Genomic DNA, 24,404 nt, shown 5'->3' on the forward strand with positions numbered 1-24,404 from the left:
TCCTGACCGCTTAACGTCCGCCCATAATGGCGATGTAATCCTGCGTCCAGCGGCTATAAGGGACATATTTCCCCCCCTCAGCAACGGGCGTTTTCCAGAACGCAATCTTGTCAAAGAAGCTGTAACCGTTAGTTTCGCAGCCTTTTTCACCCAGCAAATCACTGGCTTTACAGCCTTGCGGCACCACCGGCAGTGAGCCAAACCAGGCGGCGACATCACCCTGTACTTTCGGTGTCAGCGACCAGTTCATCCATTTGTAGGCGCAGTTGGGGTGTTTCGCCTGCGCGTGGAGCATGGTGGTATCTGCCCAGCCCGTTACCCCCTCTTTCGGGAATACGGTGGCGATCGGCTGGTTTTCACCTTTCAGGGCATTCGCCTGGTACGGCCAGGCGCTGGACGCCACAACGCCTTCATTTTTGAAGTCGCTCATCTGGACAGTGGTGTCATGCCAGTAACGGTGGATTAAGGCGTGCTGATCGCGCAGTACTTTCAGCACGGCCTGATACTGCGCTTCGGTTAACTGGTAGGGGTCCTCAATGCCAAGCTGCGGCTGAGTGGCTTTGACAAACAACGCGGCATCAGCGATATAAATCGGCCCGTCATAGGCCTGTACGCGGCCTTTGTTGGTTTTGCCATCTGGCAGATTTTGCTGCACGAAAACAACCGACCAGCTATCAGGCGGCGTCGGGAAAGTTTTGGTGTTATACATCAGCAGGTTAGGCCCCCACTGATACGGCGTGCCGTAAACTTTGCCGCCGACGTTAAACCATTCGCCTTTCTCCATACGCGGGTCCAGGGTTTTCCAGTTGGGGATCAGCGCGGTATTAATCGGTTGCACGCGTTTGCCCATAATCAGGCGCAACGAGGCATCGCCGGACGCAGTCACCAGGTCATACCCCCCTTTGGCCATCAGGCTGACCATCTCATCGGACGTTGCTGCCGTTTTCACGTTTACCGCACAGCCCGTCTCTTTTTCAAACTGACTGACCCAGTCATATTGCTTATCCGTCTGGCCGCGTTCGATATAACCCGGCCAGGCGATAATATCCAGGCGGCCCTCCCCTTTCCCTACTTCCGTCGGCTCGGCGGCGTGTGCTGTCATCATGGTCATGCCCAGCGCACACAGGCAGCTCGGGGCAAATTTCATGCTCATATGTGTTACTCCTGTCGTAATGAAAATGAGCGGCCGCCTTGCCGTAAAAATATCTCCTGATTTAAAGGTAGACGGGGCGCCGAAAGGCTGAATCCCGTCAATGAGAAATTTCGCCAGGTTGTGACATACAGCGCATAACATTAATTACCGAAATGCTGTCTTCACATCTTCTGGAGTATAGACAATGAGTTAGCGGTGAAAGGTTAATTTATGTTCCCATTCGCATTTCGTATGAATGGCTGATGGGAAAGTACAGAAAATAATGACCTCTGCGGCTGAAATTTCCGCAGAGATATTTTTAAATTGAGAAAACATTATTCAGAAAATAAGAACAACCGTGTGCGTTTTTATTTCATCATTTCGCGAATTATTTTACCAAGCAGTATAACGCCGCGCTCCTCCCGTTCGCCCCATTGCCAGGAGGCATTAAAGCGGAAGAATGGCGTAGGCTCTCTGGAGGTGGAGAACATTTTCCCCGGCGCAATGCTGACCTGATGGGCCAGTGCGCGCTGGCTTAGCTCTCCGGCATCCAGCTCTGGCGGCAACTCCAGCCATAAAAAATAACCGCTGTCGCTGCGGTGGATTTTCACCTCGCCAGGCAGATGGCGCACCAGCGCCTGCCATGCCTGATGCTTGCGTTCCGCCAGGACGCGCCGCAGACGTCGCAGATGCGCATCATAGCGTTGGGTGCCGAGGTAATCGACGAGTGCCATTTGCATCGGCGAACTGGTGGATAATGTGCTCATCAGTTGTAGCTGCTGGATCCGGCGGGCATGTTTCCCGGCGGCGACCCAGCCGATACGAAAACCGGCCACCAGACATTTAGAAAAAGAGGAGCAGTGTAGCGTCATGTCCTGCGTATCCCAGGCTTTTGCGGGTAACGGTTTTTCCCGCCCGTAATAGAGCTCGCTATAGACATCGTCTTCAATCAAGGTCACGTTGTGCTGCGTCAGCAACGCCACCAGTTGTGCTTTTTTCTCTGCACTCAGGGTAAAACCGAGCGGATTCTGACTGTTGGGCATCAGCCAGCAGGCTTTTACCGGATAGCTCTTTAGCGCCTGTTCCAGCGCCTGGAGATCTATGCCGTCATTGATATCCGTCGGCACCGACAGCGCTTTTAAGCGCAGGCGCTCAAGCGCCTGTAGCGCACCATAAAAGCAGGGATTTTCAACGATCACCCAGTCACCTGGCTCTGTCACAGCCTGCAAACTCAGGTTTAATGCCTCCAGTGCGCCGGCAGTAATCACAATTTCATCCGGTGAAATAGTCATTCCCTGCTGGGCGTAGCGACGGGCGATGGCATGACGCAGCCCGGCATTTCCCGGCGGCAGGTTTTCAATAATGCTGACGGCGGTCGCGCTTTTACTGACGTTGGCTAATGAGCGATTCAGTTGTTGCAGAGGAAACAGGCGCGGATCCGGAAAGGCCGAACCAAATGGCAATATCGAGGCATCGCGGCTGGCCTGCAAAATATCAAAGATGTAGGTATTGATATCCACCGCTTCATCTTGCTTTAACGTGGCGGGGGGTAAAGTTTGCGGACGATGAGAACGCGGCGCCACATAATAGCCCGACTGCGGCCGGGCGGTGATATAGCCCTGATTTTCCAGTAGCTGATAAGCATGGCCTACCGTCATAAAACTCAGGCCACTGCTGGTCACCTGCTCGCGCAGCGAGGGCAGCCTGTCGCCGGGTCGCCAGACACCCAGTTCAATTTGCGAAATGATTTGTTGCGCCAGGCGCTGGTATTTTTTCATCGCTCTCTCCTTCCCTGACGTTATTCTATATCAGTACACCTAAAAAGCACTTTTTTGCCAACTGTTATAGATAAATTTATCTCTTCTGTTTCTGATAATCGTGCCCGCCGCTCTTTACCATTTCCCTGAGAGTCATTATTCAGAGGTTGTGTATGTTGGGTTTAGATGCGTTTCATCTGGCAAGGATCCAGTTTGCCTTTACGGTTTCCTTCCACATTATTTTCCCGGCCATCACCATCGGTCTTGCCAGCTACCTTGCGGTGCTGGAAGGACTGTGGTTGAAAACCGGTAATCCGGTGTGGCGTTCGCTCTACCACTTCTGGTCGAAGATTTTCGCCGTCAATTTTGGCATGGGCGTGGTCTCCGGTCTGGTGATGGCCTATCAATTTGGCACTAACTGGAGCGGCTTTTCCCAGTTTGCCGGAAGCATCACCGGCCCGTTACTGACCTATGAAGTGCTGACTGCATTCTTCCTCGAAGCCGGGTTTTTAGGGGTAATGCTGTTTGGCTGGAATAAAGTCGGGCCAGGGCTACACTTCTTCGCAACCTGCATGGTGGCGCTGGGGACGATCATTTCCACCTTTTGGATCCTCGCCTCCAATAGCTGGATGCAAACGCCACAGGGCTATGAAATTGTGAATGGTCAGGTGGTGCCGGTCGACTGGTTTGCGGTGGTGTTTAATCCCTCCTTCCCGTATCGCCTGTTGCATATGTCCGTTGCCGCTTTTCTCAGTAGCGCGCTGTTTGTTGGCGCGTCGGCCGCCTGGCATTTGCTTAAGGGCAACCATTCACCCGCCATTCGCACCATGTTTTCAATGGCGCTGTGGATGACGCTGATTGTAGCCCCCATTCAGGCGTTGATCGGCGATATGCACGGGCTGAACACGCTTGAGCACCAACCTGCCAAAATCGCTGCAATAGAGGGCCACTGGGAAAACCCACCCGGAGAGGCGACGCCTTTATTATTATTTGGCTGGCCGGATATGGAACAAGAGCGTACCCGCTACGGACTGGCGATCCCGGCGTTGGGTAGCCTTATCCTGACCCACAGTCTGGACAAACAGGTTCCCGCGCTGAAATCGTTCGCCAAAGAAGATCGTCCCAATTCGACCGTCGTGTTCTGGTCGTTTCGCCTGATGGTAGGGCTTGGAGTGTTGATGATTTTGCTTGGCGTTATTGCATTGTGGTTGCGCCGCAAACAGCGTCTGTATCACTCGCGCCCGTTTCTGTGGTTCGCGTTATTGATGGGACCATCGGGCCTGCTGGCCATCCTTGCTGGTTGGGTAACTACCGAAGTGGGACGCCAGCCGTGGGTGGTTTATGGCCTGCAACGGACCGCCGACGCAGTTTCTGCTCACGGCACACTGCATATGAGCATCAGCCTGTTGGGTTTTATTCTCGTCTACAGCTCGGTCTTTGGCGTGGGATACAGTTACATGGTGAGGTTGATTAAAAAAGGGCCTCAGGCGAATGAATCATTTGCCACCGAACAGGATGGTCGCCCCGCCCGACCGCTTTCTGCGGTAAATACGCACGACAGTCTGCAGGAGAAACCATAATGGGTATCGATCTTTCACTTATCTGGTTTGTCATAATCGTCTTTGCCACCCTGATGTATATCGTGATGGACGGTTTTGACCTGGGGATCGGCATTCTCTTTCCTGCCACGCCAGAGGCCGAAGACCGCGACGTGATGGTTAACAGTGTCGCCCCGGTGTGGGACGGCAACGAAACCTGGCTGGTGCTCGGTGGCGCAGCGCTGTTTGGCGCCTTCCCGCTGGCATATGCGGTAATCATAGATGCCCTGACCATTCCGCTGACGCTGATGCTGGTGGGGTTAATTTTTCGCGGCGTGGCCTTCGAATTTCGCTTCAAGGCAACACCGGCGCATCGCCCATTCTGGGATAAGGCATTCGCAGGCGGCTCAGTTCTGGCGACCTTCACCCAGGGGGTAGTTGTTGGGGCAGTGATCAACGGCTTCGCTGTCAGCGGGCGTACCTTCGCCGGTGGACCTTTTGACTGGTTAACCCCTTTTACACTGTTTTGTGGTCTCGGCCTGGTGATTGCTTATGCGTTGCTGGGGGCGACATGGCTGGTGATGAAAAGTGAAAAGGCGCTGCAAGTGCGGATGCGTCAACTCGCCAGGAGACTCTTACTGGCACTGTTGCTGGTAATAGCGGTCATTAGCCTCTGGACGCCGCTCGCCCATCCGGCGATAGCAAGCCGCTGGTTTACGCTGCCGAATCTGTTTTTCCTGCTGCCCGTCCCTGTGTTAGTGGTGCTGCTGAGCCTGTGGCAATGGCGCAGTCTGAATCATCCACAGAGTGAAAAATTGCCGTTTATGCTGACACTTGGGCTGATATTTCTTGGGTTCAGTGGTCTTGGGATCAGCATCTGGCCACATATTATTCCGCCGTCAATTACCTTGTGGCAGGCGGCAGCGCCCGCGCAAAGTCAGGGCTTTATGCTGGTTGGCGCGCTGCTGATTATTCCCATCATTCTCGTCTATACCTTCTGGAGCTATTACGTATTTCGCGGCAAAGTCCAGCATGGGGAGGGTTATCACTGATGCAACAGCCATTATGGAAACGCCTGATGTGGCTGGTCATTCTGTGGGGCGGCAGTGTGCTGGCCCTTGCGCTGGTCGGCCTCTTTTTTCGCGTACTGATGACTGCTGCGGGGTTTAAATCGCACTAGGGTTATGACCCGGCGGCGCACGCAACCGGAGGACAAATATGCCCTGACGCTGAACGTCAGGGCATATTTTTAGTGCTGGCCGTGACGGGTGGAGAGTTTTTGCAATACCGTCAGTTGCGCTACCGCTTCCTGCATCGCATCCATACCAGATGTAAGCGCGTGCAGGCTGCTGAGATGCTTAACAATATTATCCCGTTCGTTATTGGTTTTACTGCTCATGGCCGCAATGGTGTCGGCCGCTGAAATGGAGTGCCGGGCCATATTACTGGCGGTCTCCACGGTATTGTTGGCAACGGTACGGATGCGGGAAATTGTGTTTACCGCCTGACTGATATTGGCGGCCGTAGCATCTGCCTGCTCTTTTGACGAATGGGCCAGCCGCCGTACTTCGCTTGCCACGACCGCAAATCCACGCCCTGCCTCACCCGCGCGCGCAGCCTCCACGGCCGCATTCAGTGCGAGAATGTTCGTCTGAAAGGCGATATTACTGATCCCGCTGGTTATCTCATTAATACCCGCAGAGATTTTCTCCAGGTCATCAAGCCCTTCTACCAGCCGGTTTTGCGCCTGTTGGCTCTGCAGGGCAATATCGCTGATAGAACGGATGCTATTTTCTGCCATTCCTAAGGTGTCGTTTTGTGTCTGCGTCGCGGCTTCCAGCATCGGTAATGCTGTCATCAATGGTCCTAATTTTTGTTGATATGCCACGACACGATTAATGACACCACTTTGAAAATCATTCAGCGCCTCCCAACGACGCAGCGCGCGCTGGGCGTAATGCCCTGCATATCTTGCATATTCCACCGGGAAATGCGTCATTGCTTTGACGTCATGATTGAAAAACACCAGCGCGGAGAGCGTCTGATTAATGGGAACGCCAAGAATCTCGCCAAAACTGGAAAAACCGGCGGCGGGTAATCCTTTAAAGAAATGCGCATTGTGTAAATGCGCTTCACTGCCCAGGCGCCGCAAAATACAGTCATTCATCAGAATAGCCGCCGGTTTACCCAGCCCGGTAATAAAGTTTTTCCAGTCATGCAGTGTTGCTTGCTTAAAGTCGGTCTCTTCGAGTAAATGCAGACGATCGCCAAATTCCAGATCACAGAAAAAATGAACCCCTTGCGCATCGATTTTGGCGACGGAACGAATGAAATATTCGTCGCCGACTTTAACGCCAAACGTAAGCCCTTTTAGTTTCTCTGCCACATGTTGCTCATCACACTGCAGGAGATCCGCCAGAACAGCGATAAATGGCTTCTGTTCCCCCTGCTCGTTAAAGACAGACGTCACAGTGCGAGCGACCGGATCGGCCTGAGCAATCAGCCAGCTTTTATTGCGTGGTTTAAAGTTCTGGCTCTTGAAAGGCGCGAAGGATTTTCCCGCTGCCATTTTGCAAAATATAATCACTGCCTTACCCTGCAGCATTTTCCCATCCACGCTTATCCATGTACCGTCGAAGGTGAGTTTGCCACCTGCCGAACCGCCGATAGCCAGGCAGGGAAAACGCCCGCAATTATACCAGGCCTGCATCAGAAACCCTTCGGAAGCAGAAAGACCATCACAGTAAACCATGGCAAACGTGCGATCAGGTGAGAGCGGCATACGCACTTGTAACCGCTCCAGTTCGTTCTGGATGGCAATGATGCGGTCTGTGGCTGTGTGCGTATCTTTGACATGTAAATCAACAATATGTGTTTCGTGCCCGGCAATAAGTGTTTTGGGCAACATTAACCAGCTGCCCTGTTGCCCCGCCGCATCACAGTAGGTCGTCTCGCGACAGCTACTGCTCAGCGCGCCACTGGAAGAGAGCGTAATAACCGTTAAGTCCGGAGAAGAAAACCGCTGCCACGCCTGGCTTACGCTTGAATAGTCAGCGCCAGGGGGAACGAATGTCATGAGAATACCACTGGCTTTGTTGCATACACCCGCTGCCGATAATGACTGAGGCATATTCTGGCAATCATAGGTACCATTCGCAGGTTGCGAGCCGCTGCGACCAAACGGTGCGGTTAAAAACCTTTTCGCCATAGATAACATATTTCACCTTTTTGCATTATTAGAACATTTATAGGGTGGAGCGTCTGGTGAATTTATGGAACTTAGCAGGCTATACATCCAGTCTTGCTTTTTACAGCGCCGGGAAATTCCACGAATATATTTTGATCACAGAGTAATTATCGTCATAGCATATGAAACCTTTAACGCATCCAGATAATACCCTTGTCTTTGGTTGTGCAACTTATGCTTAAAAATCAATAACTAATAAAATGAGACTTTCGTATCATAATTATCTGCGTAGAAATTATATTAATAATGTGATGCAACGCATAAATCACGGCAAATAATAGAATTACTGCCTGAGTGATAACAAATTCATTTATTTTTTTCAGTTATTATGGAAGGAATACTCATAATTGAACGTGTTTCATGCCATCTGTGAGTTGTTGAAATTCGTGTCGCTCAGATAAATGAGAGAAGGAGTATGCATAAAAAGATCGGCTATTCTGACCGTCTCTTGCCAGAACATGACGGCAAACAGCCCCCAAAGACGATAAAAGAGCGTCTTGTCAGATGAAAAACGTTACGTTTTAAATGGAGTAGCGGCAGGGTATCTGCCGCTACTATGCGCGATGCGCGACCGCCGTTTTAAACGCCTTTGCGCTTAGGCAGCGTTTTCAACAGATCCTCAGGGCTGACCGATGCCACAACACTCCCTGCCAGCGGCATCTTCAGAATGTGATTTTTGGTTTTCCCGACCACGTGCATCTCGCAGGGTCGGCAATCAAATTTCAGGGTCAGTACCTCGTCGCCGTGTACCAGTTGCATGGGAGTCGCCTTCCAGCTTTTGATATTCCCTTTGGCCTGCTTCGGACACAGGTTAAAGGCAAAGCGCAGGCAGTGCTTGGTGATCATCACCGGCACATCGCCCTTCTCTTCATGCATTTCATATGCGCCATCAATCAGTTGTACGCCGAAACGCTGGTAGAACTCACGCGCTTTATGGTTGTAAACGTTCGCCAGGAAGGTCAGATGGGTATCAGGATAGACCGGAGCCGGATCAGAAACGGCTTTACGGCTGCCACGCTGGTAATTCGCCAGACGCGCCTCATCAAGCATCTCAACAGTTTCGCGACGAAATGAATTTAACACGCTATTCGGCACAAATAAGGCACCCGGCAAGTTGATATCAATATCACGAGCGTAATAGATCGTTTGCCCCAGTTTTGCCACACCCTCTTTCAGGCTATTGATCGCTTTTTCCGCGTTGTTCGCCTCGTCAAATTGCCCGTCGAGAGTATGGGTCACGCTAACCCCATCTTCACTGGTCAGGGTCAGTACCAGTTGTTCCTGCCAGCCGCCGACTTCAATATCCACCGCGATGCGACGTTCACTGGATGTTTTGGTCAGTGCCTGCTGCCAGTTGTGGTCCAGGTTACGGTTCAGCGGATGGTGCGGGCGAACTTTATACATCTCCGCAGGCATTTCGTTCGGCCAGACGCGGTAGCGGTTTTCTCCGGTTTTTTCTACCGTATTGGCGCGAAAACCGACAACGTCACGCTTGATGAGCACGTTCAGGCCATCGCCATTTGCCAGCGGTTCGCTGGCGTCAACGTCCAGATACTCTTTGGTCACTTTCAGAACTTCACCGACCGGCAGACCGATAAATTTTGGTGAATCAAACGCGCCGATATCACCTTTACGAGCGTTCACAAAATAGTCGGTGCTACCGCGATGGAAGGTTTTATCGGTGGAAGGGATAAAGAAATGTTCCGTTCGTCCTGCCGATGCGCGCGCCAGATCGCCGCGATCTTCAATAATCGCATCCAGCATCTGACGATAGTGCGCAGTAATGTTTTTCACATAGCTCATGTCCTTGTAGCGCCCTTCAATCTTGAAGGAGCGCACACCGGCATCAATTAACGCACCAAGATTGGCAGTCTGGTCGTTATCTTTCATCGACAGCAGATGTTTTTCGTAGGCTACAACGCGCCCCTGATCATCTTTCAGGGTATAGGGTAGTCGGCAGGCCTGTGAACAGTCACCGCGGTTAGCGCTGCGCCCCGTCTGAGCGTGAGAAATATAGCACTGCCCGGAATAGGCCACGCAGAGCGCGCCATGAATAAAGAACTCAATGGTGGCATCAGTACAGGCGTGAATATCGCGGATCTGCTGCAGGTTCAGTTCACGCGCCAGCACAATCTGGCTGAAACCAACATCAGAGAGAAACTTCGCCTTTTCTACACTACGGATGTCACACTGCGTACTGGCATGCAGCTCAATCGGCGGGATATCGAGTTGCATGATGCCCATATCCTGCACAATCAGGGCATCAACCCCGGTTTCGTACAGATCGGTAATCAGACGCTGAGCAGGTTCCAGCTCATCATCATGCAGAATGGTATTGAGCGTGATAAACACTTTCGCGCCATAGCGATGAGCAAACGGAACGAGGCTGGCAATATCCTGCAGGCTGTTGCTGGCGTTATGGCGGGCACCGAACCCCGGGCCGCCGATATAGACCGCGTCCGCACCGTGCAAGATGGCTTCGCGAGCGATCGCGGTGTCACGGGCAGGGCTTAAGAGTTCAAGATGATGGGGTTGCAGGCGCATACAATCGTCGTTATCCATTATGTGCAAAATGGCGGCTATTGTAGTCACATCCCCGTCTTTTCACCACCTGTGGCGAAAGCCAATTTCCATCCGGCGGCAAAGCATTGATGAAATTGCTATTTTCCAGTCGCAACGATGCAGGTTAAGTTAATCACCATTACGCGAAAGCTTTCAAATGGCGTCACGGTGGCAACTGCGAGCTTACAGCGGTAAGTGGCACGGATAGCCAGCAGCAGCCAGCAAAGAGGCCGTTTGAAAGGTGACGCGTAATTCGGACATTCCTCGTCACGTTGTACGTTGTTGTTTACTCGTCGTCGTTCTTTGCCGCAAGCTTGCTTGCGGTTTTTTCTTTTGGGTAGTGGATAAGCGAGTGGAAATGGGCGCTCTGCGCTGAGCTATTACGATAGGCGTGGGGGCGGTCACCGGCGAAACGAATCCCACCGCCTGCCGTCAGGGTTCGCCACTGCCCTTCAATGCACATATCCAGCATCCCGCCAATCACTACTACGTGCTCAATGACCCCCTGCTCATGTGGCGTTGACTCGCTAAGAGCGCCTGGCGCCAGAATTATCGAGAAGAGATCAAAATGCAATGCTTCATCCCAGGGGAAAAGCGGGGTAACCACCATGGCCTGCTGCTGTGGATCGAAAGAATGGGGCGTTTCGCTTTCCGATGGCGCAATAAAGGATGAAAACGGTACATTGAGGCCCGTGGCGATTTTCCACAGTGTCGCCACCGTGGGGCTGGACTCATTGCGTTCAATTTGCCCGAGCATCGCTTTCGACACGCCCGTTTCGTCGGCCAGGCGGGAAAGACTCCAGCCACGCGCCTGGCGAAGATTTTTTAAGGTGCTCGCCAGATAATGAGTTAGATCCATATTTTCTCCTGTCAGTCTCGCTGTGCATACTTGTACGCTATAGCGCACGATGGTACATTGTCTGGACGCTATAACGCACAAGGGCATATCATGCGCGCTCACGTATTTCCTTTTACCACTCTTCTGGCAGGTTTTGTGGCCGTCCTGGTCGGCTATGCCAGTTCCGCTGCTATCATCTGGCAGGCCGCTGCCGCAGCGGGGGCCAGCGCTCCGCAAATTGCCGGCTGGATGACGGCGCTCGGTGCAGCCATGGGTATCAGCACAATAGCGCTGTCACTGTGGTACCGCATGCCGGTGCTGACCGCCTGGTCTACGCCCGGCGCCGCATTGCTGGCAACAAGCTTACAAGGATTAACCCTTGCTGAGACCATCGGCGTGTTCATTTTCGCTAATGCGCTGATTGTGCTCTGCGGTGTCACCGGACTGTTCGCCCGGTTGATGAAAATTATTCCGCATACCCTCGCGGCAGCGATGCTCGCCGGGATCCTGTTGCGTTTCGGTTTGCAGGCGTTTCGCAACGTTGAAGGCCATTTTGTGCTGTGCGGCAGTATGCTACTGGCCTGGCTGGTCTGTAAAGCCCTCGCCCCACGCTATGCCATTGTGGCGACACTGATAGCTGGCGCGCTGGTCGCCTGGCTTAGCGGCGATGTTGTCACGGCGAAACTGGACTTTGCGTTTGTGATGCCGGAATTTACCCGTCCGGTCTTCAACTGGACATCGCTTATCAGTATCGGTATTCCCTTTTTTCTCGCTACGATGGCGTCGCAAAATGCGCCTGGCTTCGCCACGATGCAAGCTGCGGGTTATCGGGCACCTGTGTCGTCACTGATTATTACTACCGGGGGGCTGGCGCTGCTTCTCTCGCCGTTTGGGGTTTTCTCAATTTGCATCGCCGCTATTACAGCGGCAATTTGCCAGAGCCCGGATGCCCACCCCGACGCCGCGCAACGCTGGAAGGCCGCGGTGGCTGCAGGTGCTTTCTATCTGTTAGCAGGCGTATTTGGCGGCTCTATCACCGCATTGCTGGCGACCTTACCGCTGAGCTGGATCCAGACGCTGGCAGGTCTTGCGTTACTTGGCACGATCGGCGGCAGCCTGTTCCAGGCTCTGTCACAAGAACAAGAACGTGACGCCGCTATCGTGACGTTTCTGGTCACCGCCAGCGGCGTCACGCTGCTCGGTGTGGGGTCAGCCTTCTGGGGGCTGGTTGCCGGTGGTATCTGTTATGCCGTGCTGTCACTGGTTCGCCGCGCGTAGTTGCGACGGCGTCATGCCAAAAACAGCCCGGAAACGATTGCTGAAATGGCTGGCAGAACTGAAACCGCAAGCCATGGCGATTGTGGTCAGCGGAAGTTCGGTATTTAACAATTGCGCTTTCGCCTGTGCCATCCGGCGCCGCATCACATACTGATGCGGTGCAACCCCCATTGACTGGTGGAACATACGCGCAAAATGGTACTCACTTAACGCCGCCTGCGCCGCCAGATCGCTCAGCAATAGCGGCTGGGCCAGATTCGCCTCTATCCAGTCCAGCACCTGGCGCAACACCACCGGCGCAAGACCGCCTTTAACCGTGGGTAAACGCCACTGCACATTACTGTAATGCTGAATAAGATGGGTGAGAAGCAGCGTTGAAGCAGTGCTCAGGGTGAGATGATTCGCCTGCTGGTGCCAGTCGCTGCCAAGAAGGAACTGGCGATAGAGAGTGGTAATGCGCTCATCCTGGGCGAATGTTTTCTCATCAAGGGTAAACGACGCCGGACTGCGATCCCAAATCTTCTCCCCTATATCCCGCAGGTGTTCGTCAGTGCAATAAAGATGCACGAACGACAAATCATCACGGATATCCCAACTGGACTCGCTCTCTTTCGGCATCAGGCAAAACCGGTCCGGCCCGCCGCCATTTTTCCAGCCTTGCGATGTTTTATGATAGCTCTCGTAGCCATCGGCAATGTACAGACTGAGGGTGTGATGATCGCAATACTGGGTAATGTTATCGCGCTTGTTAGACCATACCGCCAGTTGAATACCAGAATGCAGCGCAACCGAGTCATGCAAAACGGCATTGTGATGTTGAAGATTTTCGAAGGCTTTATATACAGTCATGGACGCAATTAACAAAAATGTCACCAGAATCTCAGTCTATAAATTGCCTCTACCCGATACCAGTGTTTCGCCAAAAAAGCGCAAGAATTTGCAAGTGACCAACGGATATATGCAAGCCGTAGGGGGATTTTTTGACAAGACTGGAAACCTGTTGGCATAACGGGGATTGCAATGAACATTTTTTTATATTGTCTGGTGGTTGTGATATGGGGCACGACATGGATTGCTATATTTCTGCAACAGGGTCCGGTCGCGGCACCGGTCTCCATTTTTTGGCGTTTTGCGCTTGCTTCACTCACCATGATGGCGGTGTTAATTACCCTCGGGCGACTGCGCAAACTTGCCCTGCGGGATCATCTTTTTTGCATCCTGCAAGGATGCTGTGTTTTTGGCTTCAACTTTCTCTGTTTTTACACCGCTGCCGCGTGGATTAACACCGGGCTGGAGTCGGTAATTTTCTCAATGGCCGTATTGTTTAATGCGGTTAACAGTTTTCTCTTTTTCGGTCAAAAGCCCCCTTCGCGCTTCTATCCTGCGGCGATTCTGGGGCTGACGGGGATAGTGACGCTATTCTGGGATGATTTGCTGGCAAGCGGTCTGAACAGCACTCTGTTACTGGGCATTGGTCTTTCGATGCTGGGCACATTTGGTTTTTCCCTGGGCAATATGATCAGCATGCGCCACCAGCGTAAAGGGCTGGAAACCATGACCACCAATGCCTGGGCGATGCTGTATGGGATGATACTTATGGGTGCTATTGCGCTGTTCCGTGGTGACGATTTCACCCCGGAATGGACTTTCAGCTATCTGGGCGCGCTGATTTATCTCGCCCTCTTTGGTTCGGTCATTGCCTTTGGCGCCTATTTCACCCTGATTGGCCGTATCGGCGCCAGTAATGCTGCCTACAGCACCCTGCTGTTTCCCCTTGTGGCGCTGAGTATTTCAACGGTCTATGAAGGCTATGTCTGGCATATAAATGGAATTGTTGGGCTGCTGCTGATCCTGACGGGAAATTTAGTGATGTTTTCGCGACCAGGTACGCTGTCGTTCAGACGGAAGTTAGCCTGAGAAGAAGCGCCATCCGTCAGGATGGCGCAGGGATTTTTATTTTTTGGAAAAATCAAACATGGTGGCATCTGTCGCCATGTTATCAATGACCTGCTTAAGCGTATCCACCGTCATCGGCGCGTTGGCATTGCTCAGGCTTTTACCCTCGCCCTGACGCACCACTTTAATAACCGGTTTATTGGTTTGCGCGTCAATCAGCTCACCTTCGAAATAGAGATGCGTATCCATGGTACGGTGCCCTGTAGCTGCCTGCGTACCCGCAATCACCATCGCAACCGGAACCACTTCATAGAACTGCAGGCCTTGCTTGCTGCTGTCAACACCGGTAATGGCGCCACGGAAAATCAGACTATGCTCACCAGGAGAGGTCACCAGCGGTTTACGCTGTGCGGCCGCTGCTTTCAATTTGGTATTCGTATAGGTCAACAGTCCGTCGAGGGTTTGCTGACTCACCTGGCTGGTCGGTTTTGCCACCGGATAATAGGTCACCGGATGGTAGACAATACTGTCGTATTTACTCAGATCAAATGAAGGATCAACCCAGCGCAATACGGGTTTACCACTTGCGGACGTTGTTTGTTGTAAGTTGGAATAATCTTTTAAGAAGCCGGAATATTGTTCGGGTTGAGTTACTTTTGACGCACAGCCTGATAAAACAAGCAGGCCGCTAAGCACGGCAACTTTAAATACAGTACGCATGGAAGGTCCCTTTGAGTTTATATATGCACTAAAAGTTATAGCAAACAACCGACTACAGCGATGGAGGAAAAAAGCTGCCGGGGTCAAAATTCAGAAAAAAAAATATTAACAGCCCGAATAAACCACCCTGGCGCCGGTGCATAACACCGGCGCATTGGTTTATTTATTGATATCGACCTGGTAGAAAATATGCTTCCCGAACGGATCGACTTCATAGCCTTTCACATTATTACGTACCGGTTCGAAAATAGTTGAGTGCGCAATCATTACCGCAGGTATTTGATCATGCATCATCTGCTGGGCCTCTTTATACAGCGCCACGCGTTTGTCGTGATCGGTAATGGTTTTCGCTTCGGCGATAATCTTATCGAACGGCTGATAACACCATTTCGACGAGTTAGAACCGCCATTAGCAGACTGACAGGTAAACAGCGGGCCAAAGAAGTTATCCGGATCGCCGGTGGCCGTTGTCCACCCCATCAGCGCTGCCTGATGCTCGCCACCTTTCACCCTTTTTAAATACTCCCCCCACTCATACGTGACAATTTTCGCATTGACCCCTACTTTCGCCCAGTCGGCCTGAATCATCTCGGCCATGCGTTTTGCATTCGGGTTATAGGGTCGCTGAACCGGCATCGCCCACAAATCAATTGTGGTTCCCTCTGGCAGTCCCGCTTCTTTCAATAACGCTTTGGCTTTTTGCGGATCGTAAGGGTAATCCTGCAATTCGCTGTCCGCGCTCCAGACGCCTGGTGGCAGGAGGTTTTTCGCGGCGGTTCCGGTGCCCTGGAAAACCGCATTAATAATGGCTGGTTTATTGATGGCCATCGCCAGTGCCTGGCGTACTTTGACGTTATCAAGCGGTGCTTTTTGCGTGTTAAAAGCGAGGAAACCGGTATTCAACCCCGATTTACTCATTAGCGTAATATCTTTGTTTTCTTTCAGCCGCGGCAAATCCGCCGGGTTCGGGAATGGCATCACCTGACACTCATTTTTTTCAAGCTTGGCAAGGCGCACCGAGGCATCCGGAGTAATGCTGAATACCAGACGGTCGATTTTCGCTTTGCCCTGCCAATATTCCGGGAAGGCGGTAAACAGGATGCGCGAATCTTTCTGGTACTGCGCAAGTTTGAACGGACCGGTACCAATCGGCTCCATATCCACCCGCTCCGGCGTTCCGGCTTTTAACATCGCATCGGCGTATTCGGCCGATAAAATAGAGGCGAAATACCAGGCCAGATCCGGCACAAAAGGCGCTTCCGGATGCGCCAGCGTAAAGCGCACGGTATTGTCGTCCACTTTGTCGATAGCGGTAATCAGCTTACCAAACTCCAGACTCTCGAAATTGGAGTAGTTGCCGTTAGAGACGTTATGGTAAGGATGCTGCGGGTCTTTTTGCCGCATGAAAGAGAAAATGACGTCGTCGGCATTAAAATCACGCGTTGGAGTAAAGTACTTATTGCTCTGAAATTTCACGCCTTTGCGCAGGTGGAAAGTGTACACCTTGCCATCTTCGCTGACCTCCCAGCTCTCGGCCAGACCAGGCTGAAGTTCGGTCGTACCGGCTTTAAAATCGACGAGCCGGTTATAAACCGGAACCGCGCTGGCGTCGACGCTGGTTCCCGAGGTATAGAGTTGCGGGTTGAAATTCTCCGGCGATCCTTCTGAACAGTAGACCAGTGTTTTTGCTGCCACAGAGGAACTCACTGCCAGGGCCAGCAAGGCCACTGCAACTGTTGTCTGTCTTCTAGTCATAGATTTTCCTGTCGTTTTCTTTCCATGTGCCAATTAGTGCTTGTTGTTTGCGCTTTCATAAATAACATTAAAGTCATATTGCAAGCACCTGATAAGTCAAATAAAGAAGGAATCACTATGACATCGCCCCTCGCCAGTCAATTAACGCAACGCTTCTTTCGCTATCTTGCCATCACCAGTCAAAGCGATGCTGCCGCCACGACACTACCGACCACACCCGGACAGTTCGACATGGCCCGGACACTGGCGCAAGAGCTGCAAACGCTGGGCCTGGATGAGATTACTCTCGATGAGCACGCCACGGTAACGGCGGTGAAAAAAGGCACGGTGCCGGGCGCGCCGCGTATTGGTTTTATCACTCATATCGATACCGTAGACGTGGGTTTGTCGCCGGATATTCATCCGCAAATTCTGCGTTTTCAGGGGGAAGATCTCTGTCTGAATGCTGAGAAAGAGATCTGGCTACGGGTAGCGGAGCACCCGGAAATACAGGCCTACCCCGGTGAAGATATCATTTTTAGCGATGGCACCAGCGTACTGGGCGCAGACAACAAAGCCGCTGTCACGGTGGTGATGACCTTGCTGGAAAACCTGACGCCTGAGCAACAATACGGCGATATCGTCGTGGCGTTTGTTCCGGATGAAGAAGTGGGTTTGCGTGGGGCGAAGGCGCTGGATTTGAAACGTTTTGATGTCGATTTCGCCTGGACTATCGACTGCTGCGAAAAAGGCGAGATTGTGTTTGAAAACTTCAATGCCGCCTCAGCGTCTATCCATTTTACCGGTGTCACCGCGCATCCGATGTCAGCAAAAGGCGTGCTGGTTAACCCGCTGCTGATGGCTATGGATTACATCAGCCATTTTGACCGCCAGCAAACACCGGAACACACCGAAGGTCGCGAGGGTTATGTCTGGTTTAACGGAATGGAAGCCGTTCAGGGTCATGCCCATCTTAGCGCCAGCATCCGTGACTTTGATAAAGAGAGCTTTGAACGCAGAAAACAGCAGATTGCTGATGTCGCCAAAAAAATCGCCGCTCAGTACCCCACCGCCAAAGTGGAGTACAGCATCAGCGATATTTACAGCAATATCAGTAACGCCATCGGCGAAGACAAGCGTGCGATTGATTTACTGTTCGAAGCCATGAAAACGCTTGGTATCACGCCCAAACCCACCCCCATGCGCGGCGGCACAGACGGCGCAGCGCTGTCCGCAAAAGGGTTACTAACCCCGAACTTCTTTACCGGCGCGCACAATTTTCATTCGCAATTTGAGTTTCTGCCGGTGAAGTCGTTCGAGGCTTCGTACCAGGTCGCGTTGCAACTGTGCCTGCTGGCGGCGCGTTAGGCTTTACGCGCCAGTAAGGTTGCAAAACGCAGTTTAATGCGATTGCCATTGGCGTCGGTGCGATGCAACTCACCGACGTCTTCATTGTATTTCTCCAGTTCCCAGCCAGCGTAATAGTTTCGCAATTCATCCTCTTTAAAGGCAAACGGGAAACCAACGGTGCACGGGAAATCGGCCGTATCCATTGCCGCCACGATCAGGTTATAGCCTCCCGGTTTCGTGCAGCGCTGCATATTGGCGATTAAACCCGGAATGGTTTGCGGTTCAAGAAACATCAGCACCACGGTTGAGAGAATAAAATCGTATTCGCCTTCAAAACTGAGTGCGTTCAAATCCACAACGGCAGTTTGCAGGTTGTTAAGCCCTTCGGCCTGACGAATAGTCTCAATATTATTGATGCTGGCAGCATTCTTATCCCATGCCGTCACATCAAACCCGTTGGCCGCCAGATAGAGGCTGTTTCGCCCGTTACCACAGCCCAGATCCAGTGTCTTACCCGCTTTAACAAACTGCATTGCATGCAGCACATCGGAATGGGTGCGGGTTAGTCCATATTTTTCAGTAAAATAGAGGTCGTCAAACGTGGTCATTGTTGTTCCTTAATTTTTCATGTAAAGCGCACAACTTTTAAGTTGTATTTAAAATGCATTTTATGTTTTTTCATTCTGGATAGCCAGTATCGCAAAGTTTGCTACGTTTATCGTGGGGAATAAACGGAAGCAAACAATGAATAAATACCGACTCAGTGATGAGCGCCGTGCGTTCAGTTATCAGATTAACGGCGAAAAACAGAAGGTCTCGCTGCGCCAGATTATTGCGTTGCGCGATTTTAGTGATGTGACAGCAGGCACTGCCGGCGGCTGGGTGGATGATGAAAACACCCTGTCACAGGAAGGAGATTGCTGGATTTATGATGTGAACAGCATGGTATTTGCCAACAGTCATGTGCGCGACGACGCTCGCCTGACACAACCTTGTCTTGTCTGCCATGAGGTTGAAATTAGCGGTAACAGCTGGGTTGATGCGGCTGAGATTAGCCATGGCGCGGTATTAAGTGACAACGTCACGGTGCAAACCTCTACCGTACGCGGTGCCTGCCATCTGTTCGGCAATGCACGTATTTTACACGGCTGCGAAATCATCGCGGCCAGGGGGCTTACCCCGGATAACCAACAAATACTGCAAATCTATGACCGCGCCACGGTCACCCATTCGCGCGTGGTCCATCAGGCGCAAATTTACGGCGATGCCATCGTTAAGTTCGCGTTTATTGAACATCGTGCCGAGGTGTTTGATTTCGCTTTGCTGGAAGGCAATGAGCAAAATGATGTCTGGGTGTGCGACTGTGCCAAAGTTTACGGTAAAGCACGAGTTGTGGCGGGAAATGAAGAGGATGCCATCCCTACTCTACGTTATAGCGCTCAGGTTGCGGAAAATGCGACGATCGAGGGCAACTGCGTACTCAAACATCACGTCCTTGTCGGTGGCAATGCAAAGTTAATCGGTGGCCCGATTCTGCTTGATGAAAAAGTCGTTATTCAGGGAAATGCCCGTATTAAAGGCAATGTGCTGATCGAGCATCATATTGAAATCACCGATGATGCGGTAGTGGAGGCGCCAGAAGGCGAAAGTATTCTGTTGCGTGGTCAGAAGGTAATTAATGGCGCGCAATATATAACCCGCACGCCATTAGCCGGACTGCTATAAAAGGGGATCAATAATCCGGCCGTAAATATTCTGATCATGAAAACTGCCGTTGAGGAACTCCGCCTGGCGCAGACAGCCTTCGAGGATAAAACCGTTACGCAGTGCGACGCGGTTACTTGCTTCATTCGCCACGCGGCATTTAATGACGAAACGACGAACATCGCCCCGATGCGCGTAAAAAGTCATAAACGCCTGCAGGCAGGTGGAGAGGATCCCCTTTCCTTCTTTGTCTTTATCGAGCCAGTAACCGATATAGCCGGTTTTGTTGGTTGGCTCGACGGAGTTGAAGGAGAGCACACCCACCAGCACGTTATCTTCGAGGATCAGGAACATTTTGGCGTAGCCGCGCTGATGCAGGACGATGTTGCTTTGTGCGGTTTGCCGGGTCTGGTCAACCGAGCGGACATGCTGCGGCCAGTCCAGAAAGTGCTGCAACCATTCGCGGTTTTTAACGATCAGTTGGTGCAGATCGTGAACAAAACGCTCATTAATGGCATGCAGCGCCAGGTGGTCGTTGACAACGATCAGGCTGTCGGTGGATTCCATAACATCTCCTCTTATCAGAACCTCCCTCCTTGAGGGAGGTTGCCGATTTAGCGCATGATGCGATCATCCACGTAGTTGCGTTTATCCGGCGCAGGCGGAAAGTACTGATACAACCAGGTCTCGCTGATCGCATCTCCCTGACAGCGCAGGAAGAGACGCATTTCAACCGGGTCAGTGGAACCGGACGTTGGGTACCAGTCAAACAGTATACGGTAGCCGTCGAAAGGCTCAACATAGAGAATTTCAACCTGTTTAGCTTCTCCATTCGACAAGGTGATAACCGGTTCGATCCCCTTCGGCGCAGCGGCTTTCAGATCGCCGCCAACAAAATCAATAGCGAAACGACGGGCCCATTTTTCCGGGTAATGTTCGCCCGGTGCCCACCCTTCCGGGAAGCCACCCATACCGGTACGGGTGGCATAGACACGCGCCAGCGGCGAACGTACAGGCGGCATAGCGCTCCAGTACAGACGATACTGGAAAGCCAGCTCGTCACCCGCACGAACCGGTTTCTCCGGCTGCCAGAAGCAGACCACGTTATCCAGAGTTTCCCCCGTAGTCGGGATCTCCATTAATCCGACGCTGCCTTTGCCCCACTGGTTACGTGGTTCGACCCACAGGCTTGGGCGTTTGTTATACCAGCCCATTACGTCCTGATAATGAGAGAAATCGCGGTCAAGTTGCAGTAAGCCAAAGCCTTTCGGATTGTTGTCCAAAAAGGCGTTGAATTGCAGTTTCTGCGGATTATTCAGGGGACGGCAAATCCACTCCCCGTTGCCGCGCCACATGGCCAGACGGTCGGAGTCATGAATCTGTGGATGAATGGTATCGCAGACGCGGCGTTCATTATTGCCGCAGCTGAACATACTGGTCATCGGCGCGATACCCAGCTGCTTAATGTCTTTACGCGCATACAGGTGGTTATCCACTTCCATGATCACCTGACTCTGTTCACAGTGGATCACGAATTTGTATGCCCCGGTCAGGCTTGGGCTGTCCAGCAGCGTATAGACCGTAAATGAGGTATCAGAGGCTTTCGCGGTTTCAAACCAGAACGCGGTGAAGTCCGGGAACTCTTCCGGTGTGTCCGTAAAGGTGTCGATTGCCGCACCACGTGCTGAAAGTCCGTACTGGTAAGTGCTGTCTACCGCACGGAAATAGCTGGCCCCGAGGAAAGAGACGATATCGCGGCGTGCCAGTTCAGGCGCTTTAAAGGCGCGGAACCCGGCAAACCCCAGATCGCTCTGCCCTTCAAGCTGCTTCGTGTCGACACCCGCATCATGGTAGTTAAACAATTCAGGACGGAAATGAATTTCGCGCGCCTGTTGGGTTGACGGATCAAGCGAGAACATGCGCACACGGCGACGGAAACCCATCCCCATATGGAAAAACTGCACGTCCAACTGACGGCCTTCAACATTGTTCCACAATGAATGCTGCGCATCGTACTGAATGGCGTTGTAGGCCTGAGGGGTCATGTTAGCGAGCGTATCCGGCAGTGGACGCGGCGCACCGCCCCACGGCTGTTGCGCCAGGTCATGTGCCATGGACTGCAAGACGGAAAAATCGAAACGACGACTCTGACCATCGGCGATATCGGAATCTGCAGCAAACGCCGCACGGGAGAACAGAGAAGCAAAGCCGGAAGTCCCGTACACTGCGGCCAGCGCCATTGATGACTTAATGAAACGTCTGCGGTTCATGCCTGATAATACGTCCTTATGATCGTGAGAAGCAGTTTTGTTCAAAACAAAACCACGGCAAAAGCTAACAGTTATGACCGCACACTCTAGACAAAATTGATTGAGAATCCAATTGTTGGCGGGTGATATTCTGCGCAAAGCAGGAAATATTTTTGTCGATGGGATCGACCTGAAAACTGTGTAAAGAAAGGTAGGATTTTTTGCTGCGCGGAAAATATCCCGTTACGTTGCTAAATGCATCGCTGTCCTTTTTCGCACCAGGTCATATTTAAAGTATGACCACACGAAAGCAGTGAAGAGAGGCAGAGACAAGGGATACACGGTGAGTTCTGATATAAAAAGACCCCATCCGGACATCGACGGTTGGGGTCAGAAAAGATTGGCTTGTTATTTAGCGCTGACGCTCACATCAATACCCGGGAAATATTTCTCCGCCAGGGTTTTGATGGTGCCGTCGGCACGAACTTTATCAATTGCGGCGTCGAGTTGTTTTTTGGTGGCCTCGTCACCTTTACGCAACCCAAAACCGATGCCACTGCCGAGGATCGTATCGTCAGATACCGGTTTGCCAATGAAGCCAAAGCCTTTGCCCTGCGGTTTACTCAGGAAACCTGCCTGCCCGGCCGCCGACATGACCAGCGAGGCGTCAATGCGGCCATTTAGCAAATCACCCCATGCCATATTCTGATCTTTATAAGACACCACGGTGACACCGTGCTTCTCCCAGTGCTCTTTTGCATACGTTTCCTGAATGGAACCCTGCAATACGCCGATAGTTTTGCCTTTCAGACCTTCAGCCGTCGCTTCCATACCATCACCCGATTTGCCTACTAACTGAGACGGAATGCGGTAGATAGGTTGGGTAAAATCAATGCTCTGACGGCGCTGCTCGGTGATATTCATCGCTGAATTGATTGCGTCAAATTTTTTCGCAACCAGGCCCGGGATAAGCGCATCAAACGAGGTTTCAACCCAGGTACATTTCAGCGCTGCGGCTTTACAGATGGCATTGCCCAGTTCGATATCAAAGCCTTCAAGTTGACCGGAAGCATTGCGGCTTTCAAACGGCGGATATTCCGCTTCCAGACCATAGCGTAACTGGGTTGCTGCGAAAGAAGATAATGAGCAAAGCATGCCCATGCCCAGAAAGAGTGCTTTCAATTTCACAATTAACGCTCCTTAGCGTGGCTTAACATGACACAGGGCCTGCGCGCCTGCTCTGAGTGTGGCCTCATCTTTGGCAAAAGAGAGGCGAATCAATTTGTTATCAGTACCATCAGTGTAAAACGCCGATAACGGAATGGTGGCAACGCCGTAATCGGTAATTAATCTTTTCACCATCTCGCTGTCGCTCTCGTCGCTGAAATGGCTGTAATCCGCCAGCAAGAAGAACGAGCCTGCGCTCGGTAATAAACGAAATGGCGACTCTGCCAGCAGGGTTTGCAACAGGTCGCGTTTGCGCTGATAGAACGCCGACAGTGACAGCCAGGTCTGGGGATCCGTCATATGCTCGGCAAAAGCGTACTGCATTGGCGTATCGGCGGAAAACATTAAAAACTGATGGACTTTCATAATCTCATCCATCAACTCAGATGGTGCGACGCAATAACCCACGCGCCAGCCCGTCACATGATAGGTCTTACCGAAGGATGAGATAATCACGCTGCGCTCCGCAAGCTGCGGATGGGTCGCCATGCCGTGGTGCGGCTGATTGTCAAAGACCACGTGTTCGTACACTTCATCAGAGAGAATCACGATATCCGTATTACGCGTCAACGCCGCCAGTTGTTGCAGATCGTCAGCAGAGAAGACCTGACCGCTTGGATTATGCGGCGTATTAATGATGATCATGCGCGTGCGGGGAGTGATGGCCGCGCGGACTTCATCCCAGTTCACCGCAAAATCGGGGACAGTGAGTTTAATGGCGATGGGCGTCGCCCCCTGCAGGCGGACAATGGGTGCATAGCTGTCAAACGACGGCTCGAAATAGATAACCTCATCGCCCGGATGGACCAGACCACTGATGGCCGAATAGAGTCCTTCACTGGCGCTGGCGGTAATCAGTATTTCACTGTCCACGTCATACTGCGTGCCGTAGAGGTCAATAATTTTCTCAGCAATGCGCGCTTTGAGCGGACGTAAACCCGTCATCGGGGCGTACTGGTTATGATCGGCCTGCATCGCCCTGGTTACGCCGGAGATCAGCTGCGGGTCGCAGGAAAAATTGGGCGCGCCCTGAGAAAGGTTAATCGCATTGTGCTGTGCGGAAAGCTGACCAATAACGGTAAAAATGGTCGTACCCACGTCGGGTAATTTTGAGCGGGTTTTCACCGGTGTACGCAGAGTCATTCTCAATCCTTTCTCATTAAAAGTGCATA

20 protein-coding genes are annotated in these 24,404 nt (G+C 52.1%); 7 read left to right on the top strand and 13 right to left on the bottom strand.

Features of this window, described 5'->3' with window-relative positions; translation table 11 throughout:
- Positions 1–10: 10 nt before the first annotated feature.
- Positions 11–1,153, bottom strand: a complete 1,143-nt coding sequence (ydcS, locus tag AAIG39_RS10720; protein WP_090084266.1) for a putative ABC transporter substrate-binding protein YdcS — start codon at positions 1,151–1,153, stop codon at positions 11–13.
- 347 nt (positions 1,154–1,500) lie between these two features.
- Complete coding sequence (locus tag AAIG39_RS10725) at positions 1,501–2,910, bottom strand: aminotransferase-like domain-containing protein (protein WP_090084265.1); 1,410 nt, start codon at positions 2,908–2,910, stop codon at positions 1,501–1,503.
- A 152-nt stretch (positions 2,911–3,062) separates the two neighbouring features.
- Here AAIG39_RS10725 and AAIG39_RS10730 point away from each other — a divergent pair, with 152 nt between their 5' ends.
- Genes AAIG39_RS10730 through AAIG39_RS10740 form a run of 3 tightly spaced genes read left to right on the top strand, consistent with a single transcriptional unit; the run spans position 3,063 to position 5,607 of the window.
- Positions 3,063–4,469, top strand: coding sequence for a cytochrome ubiquinol oxidase subunit I (locus tag AAIG39_RS10730; RefSeq protein WP_343193816.1), 1,407 nt, complete (start codon positions 3,063–3,065; stop codon positions 4,467–4,469).
- Positions 4,469–5,479, top strand: a complete 1,011-nt coding sequence (cydB, locus tag AAIG39_RS10735; protein WP_090084261.1) for a cytochrome d ubiquinol oxidase subunit II — start codon at positions 4,469–4,471, stop codon at positions 5,477–5,479. The genes AAIG39_RS10730 and cydB overlap by 1 nt, the downstream gene beginning before the upstream one ends.
- Positions 5,479–5,607, top strand: coding sequence for a DUF2474 domain-containing protein (locus AAIG39_RS10740; protein WP_071845874.1), 129 nt, complete (start codon positions 5,479–5,481; stop codon positions 5,605–5,607). Before cydB ends, AAIG39_RS10740 begins: the two co-directional genes overlap by 1 nt.
- Before the next feature lie 69 nt (positions 5,608–5,676).
- On the opposite strand, the gene AAIG39_RS10745 is transcribed toward AAIG39_RS10740, so the two are convergent.
- From AAIG39_RS10745 to AAIG39_RS10755, 3 genes are all read right to left on the bottom strand, one after another.
- Entirely contained in the window at positions 5,677–7,635 is a 1,959-nt protein-coding gene (locus AAIG39_RS10745; RefSeq protein WP_343193817.1) for a methyl-accepting chemotaxis protein, read from the bottom strand.
- 618 nt (positions 7,636–8,253) lie between these two features.
- Positions 8,254–10,218, bottom strand: coding sequence for a peptidase U32 family protein (locus tag AAIG39_RS10750; protein WP_343193894.1), 1,965 nt, complete (start codon positions 10,216–10,218; stop codon positions 8,254–8,256).
- Between the two features lie 304 nt (positions 10,219–10,522).
- Positions 10,523–11,095, bottom strand: coding sequence for a helix-turn-helix domain-containing protein (locus AAIG39_RS10755; RefSeq protein ID WP_343193818.1), 573 nt, complete (start codon positions 11,093–11,095; stop codon positions 10,523–10,525).
- A gap of 90 nt (positions 11,096–11,185) precedes the next feature.
- Here AAIG39_RS10755 and AAIG39_RS10760 point away from each other — a divergent pair, with 90 nt between their 5' ends.
- Entirely contained in the window at positions 11,186–12,352 is a 1,167-nt protein-coding gene (locus AAIG39_RS10760; protein ID WP_343193819.1) for a benzoate/H(+) symporter BenE family transporter, read from the top strand.
- On the opposite strand, the gene AAIG39_RS10765 is transcribed toward AAIG39_RS10760, so the two are convergent.
- Positions 12,332–13,201, bottom strand: a complete 870-nt coding sequence (locus AAIG39_RS10765; RefSeq protein WP_090084256.1) for an AraC family transcriptional regulator — start codon at positions 13,199–13,201, stop codon at positions 12,332–12,334. The genes AAIG39_RS10760 and AAIG39_RS10765 overlap by 21 nt on opposite strands.
- A gap of 171 nt (positions 13,202–13,372) precedes the next feature.
- Here AAIG39_RS10765 and AAIG39_RS10770 point away from each other — a divergent pair, with 171 nt between their 5' ends.
- A complete protein-coding gene (locus AAIG39_RS10770; protein ID WP_343193820.1) occupies positions 13,373–14,269 on the top strand; it encodes a DMT family transporter in 897 nt (298 codons plus the stop codon).
- A 36-nt stretch (positions 14,270–14,305) separates the two neighbouring features.
- Here AAIG39_RS10770 and AAIG39_RS10775 read toward each other — a convergent pair whose 3' ends face one another.
- Together AAIG39_RS10775 and AAIG39_RS10780 are read right to left on the bottom strand one after the other, a co-directional pair.
- Positions 14,306–14,968, bottom strand: a complete 663-nt coding sequence (locus AAIG39_RS10775) for a DUF3313 domain-containing protein (protein ID WP_343193821.1) — start codon at positions 14,966–14,968, stop codon at positions 14,306–14,308.
- Positions 14,969–15,127: 159 nt separating this feature from the next.
- Positions 15,128–16,723, bottom strand: a complete 1,596-nt coding sequence (locus AAIG39_RS10780) for an ABC transporter substrate-binding protein (RefSeq protein ID WP_343193822.1) — start codon at positions 16,721–16,723, stop codon at positions 15,128–15,130.
- Between the two features lie 117 nt (positions 16,724–16,840).
- Between AAIG39_RS10780 and pepT the strand changes: the two genes are divergently transcribed.
- Positions 16,841–18,070, top strand: a complete 1,230-nt coding sequence (gene pepT, locus AAIG39_RS10785) for a peptidase T (protein ID WP_090084249.1) — start codon at positions 16,841–16,843, stop codon at positions 18,068–18,070.
- Here the strand turns inward: pepT and tehB are convergent.
- Positions 18,067–18,660, bottom strand: coding sequence for a tellurite resistance methyltransferase TehB (gene tehB / locus AAIG39_RS10790; protein WP_090084247.1), 594 nt, complete (start codon positions 18,658–18,660; stop codon positions 18,067–18,069). The genes pepT and tehB overlap by 4 nt on opposite strands.
- 136 nt (positions 18,661–18,796) lie before the next feature.
- Here tehB and ydcK point away from each other — a divergent pair, with 136 nt between their 5' ends.
- Positions 18,797–19,777: a YdcK family protein gene (ydcK, locus tag AAIG39_RS10795; RefSeq protein WP_343193823.1), complete on the top strand. Its 981-nt coding sequence runs from the start codon at positions 18,797–18,799 to the stop codon at positions 19,775–19,777.
- On the opposite strand, the gene rimL is transcribed toward ydcK, so the two are convergent.
- The 4 genes from rimL to AAIG39_RS10815 all read right to left on the bottom strand — a co-directional run bounded on the left by rimL (position 19,772) and on the right by AAIG39_RS10815 (position 24,375).
- A complete protein-coding gene (rimL, locus tag AAIG39_RS10800) occupies positions 19,772–20,323 on the bottom strand; it encodes a 50S ribosomal protein L7/L12-serine acetyltransferase (RefSeq protein WP_343193824.1) in 552 nt (183 codons plus the stop codon). The two genes, ydcK and rimL, sit on opposite strands and share 6 nt — an antisense overlap.
- Before the next feature lie 47 nt (positions 20,324–20,370).
- Complete coding sequence (locus tag AAIG39_RS10805; protein WP_090084242.1) at positions 20,371–22,026, bottom strand: glucan biosynthesis protein D; 1,656 nt, start codon at positions 22,024–22,026, stop codon at positions 20,371–20,373.
- A 387-nt stretch (positions 22,027–22,413) separates the two neighbouring features.
- Positions 22,414–23,193, bottom strand: a complete 780-nt coding sequence (locus tag AAIG39_RS10810; RefSeq protein WP_249572348.1) for a transporter substrate-binding domain-containing protein — start codon at positions 23,191–23,193, stop codon at positions 22,414–22,416.
- A 12-nt stretch (positions 23,194–23,205) separates the two neighbouring features.
- Complete coding sequence (locus AAIG39_RS10815; RefSeq protein ID WP_090084238.1) at positions 23,206–24,375, bottom strand: pyridoxal phosphate-dependent aminotransferase; 1,170 nt, start codon at positions 24,373–24,375, stop codon at positions 23,206–23,208.
- Positions 24,376–24,404 lie beyond the last annotated feature (29 nt).

The sequence above is a fragment of the Phytobacter palmae genome, assembly GCF_039409775.1.
Taxonomy (GTDB): domain Bacteria; phylum Pseudomonadota; class Gammaproteobacteria; order Enterobacterales; family Enterobacteriaceae; genus Phytobacter; species Phytobacter palmae.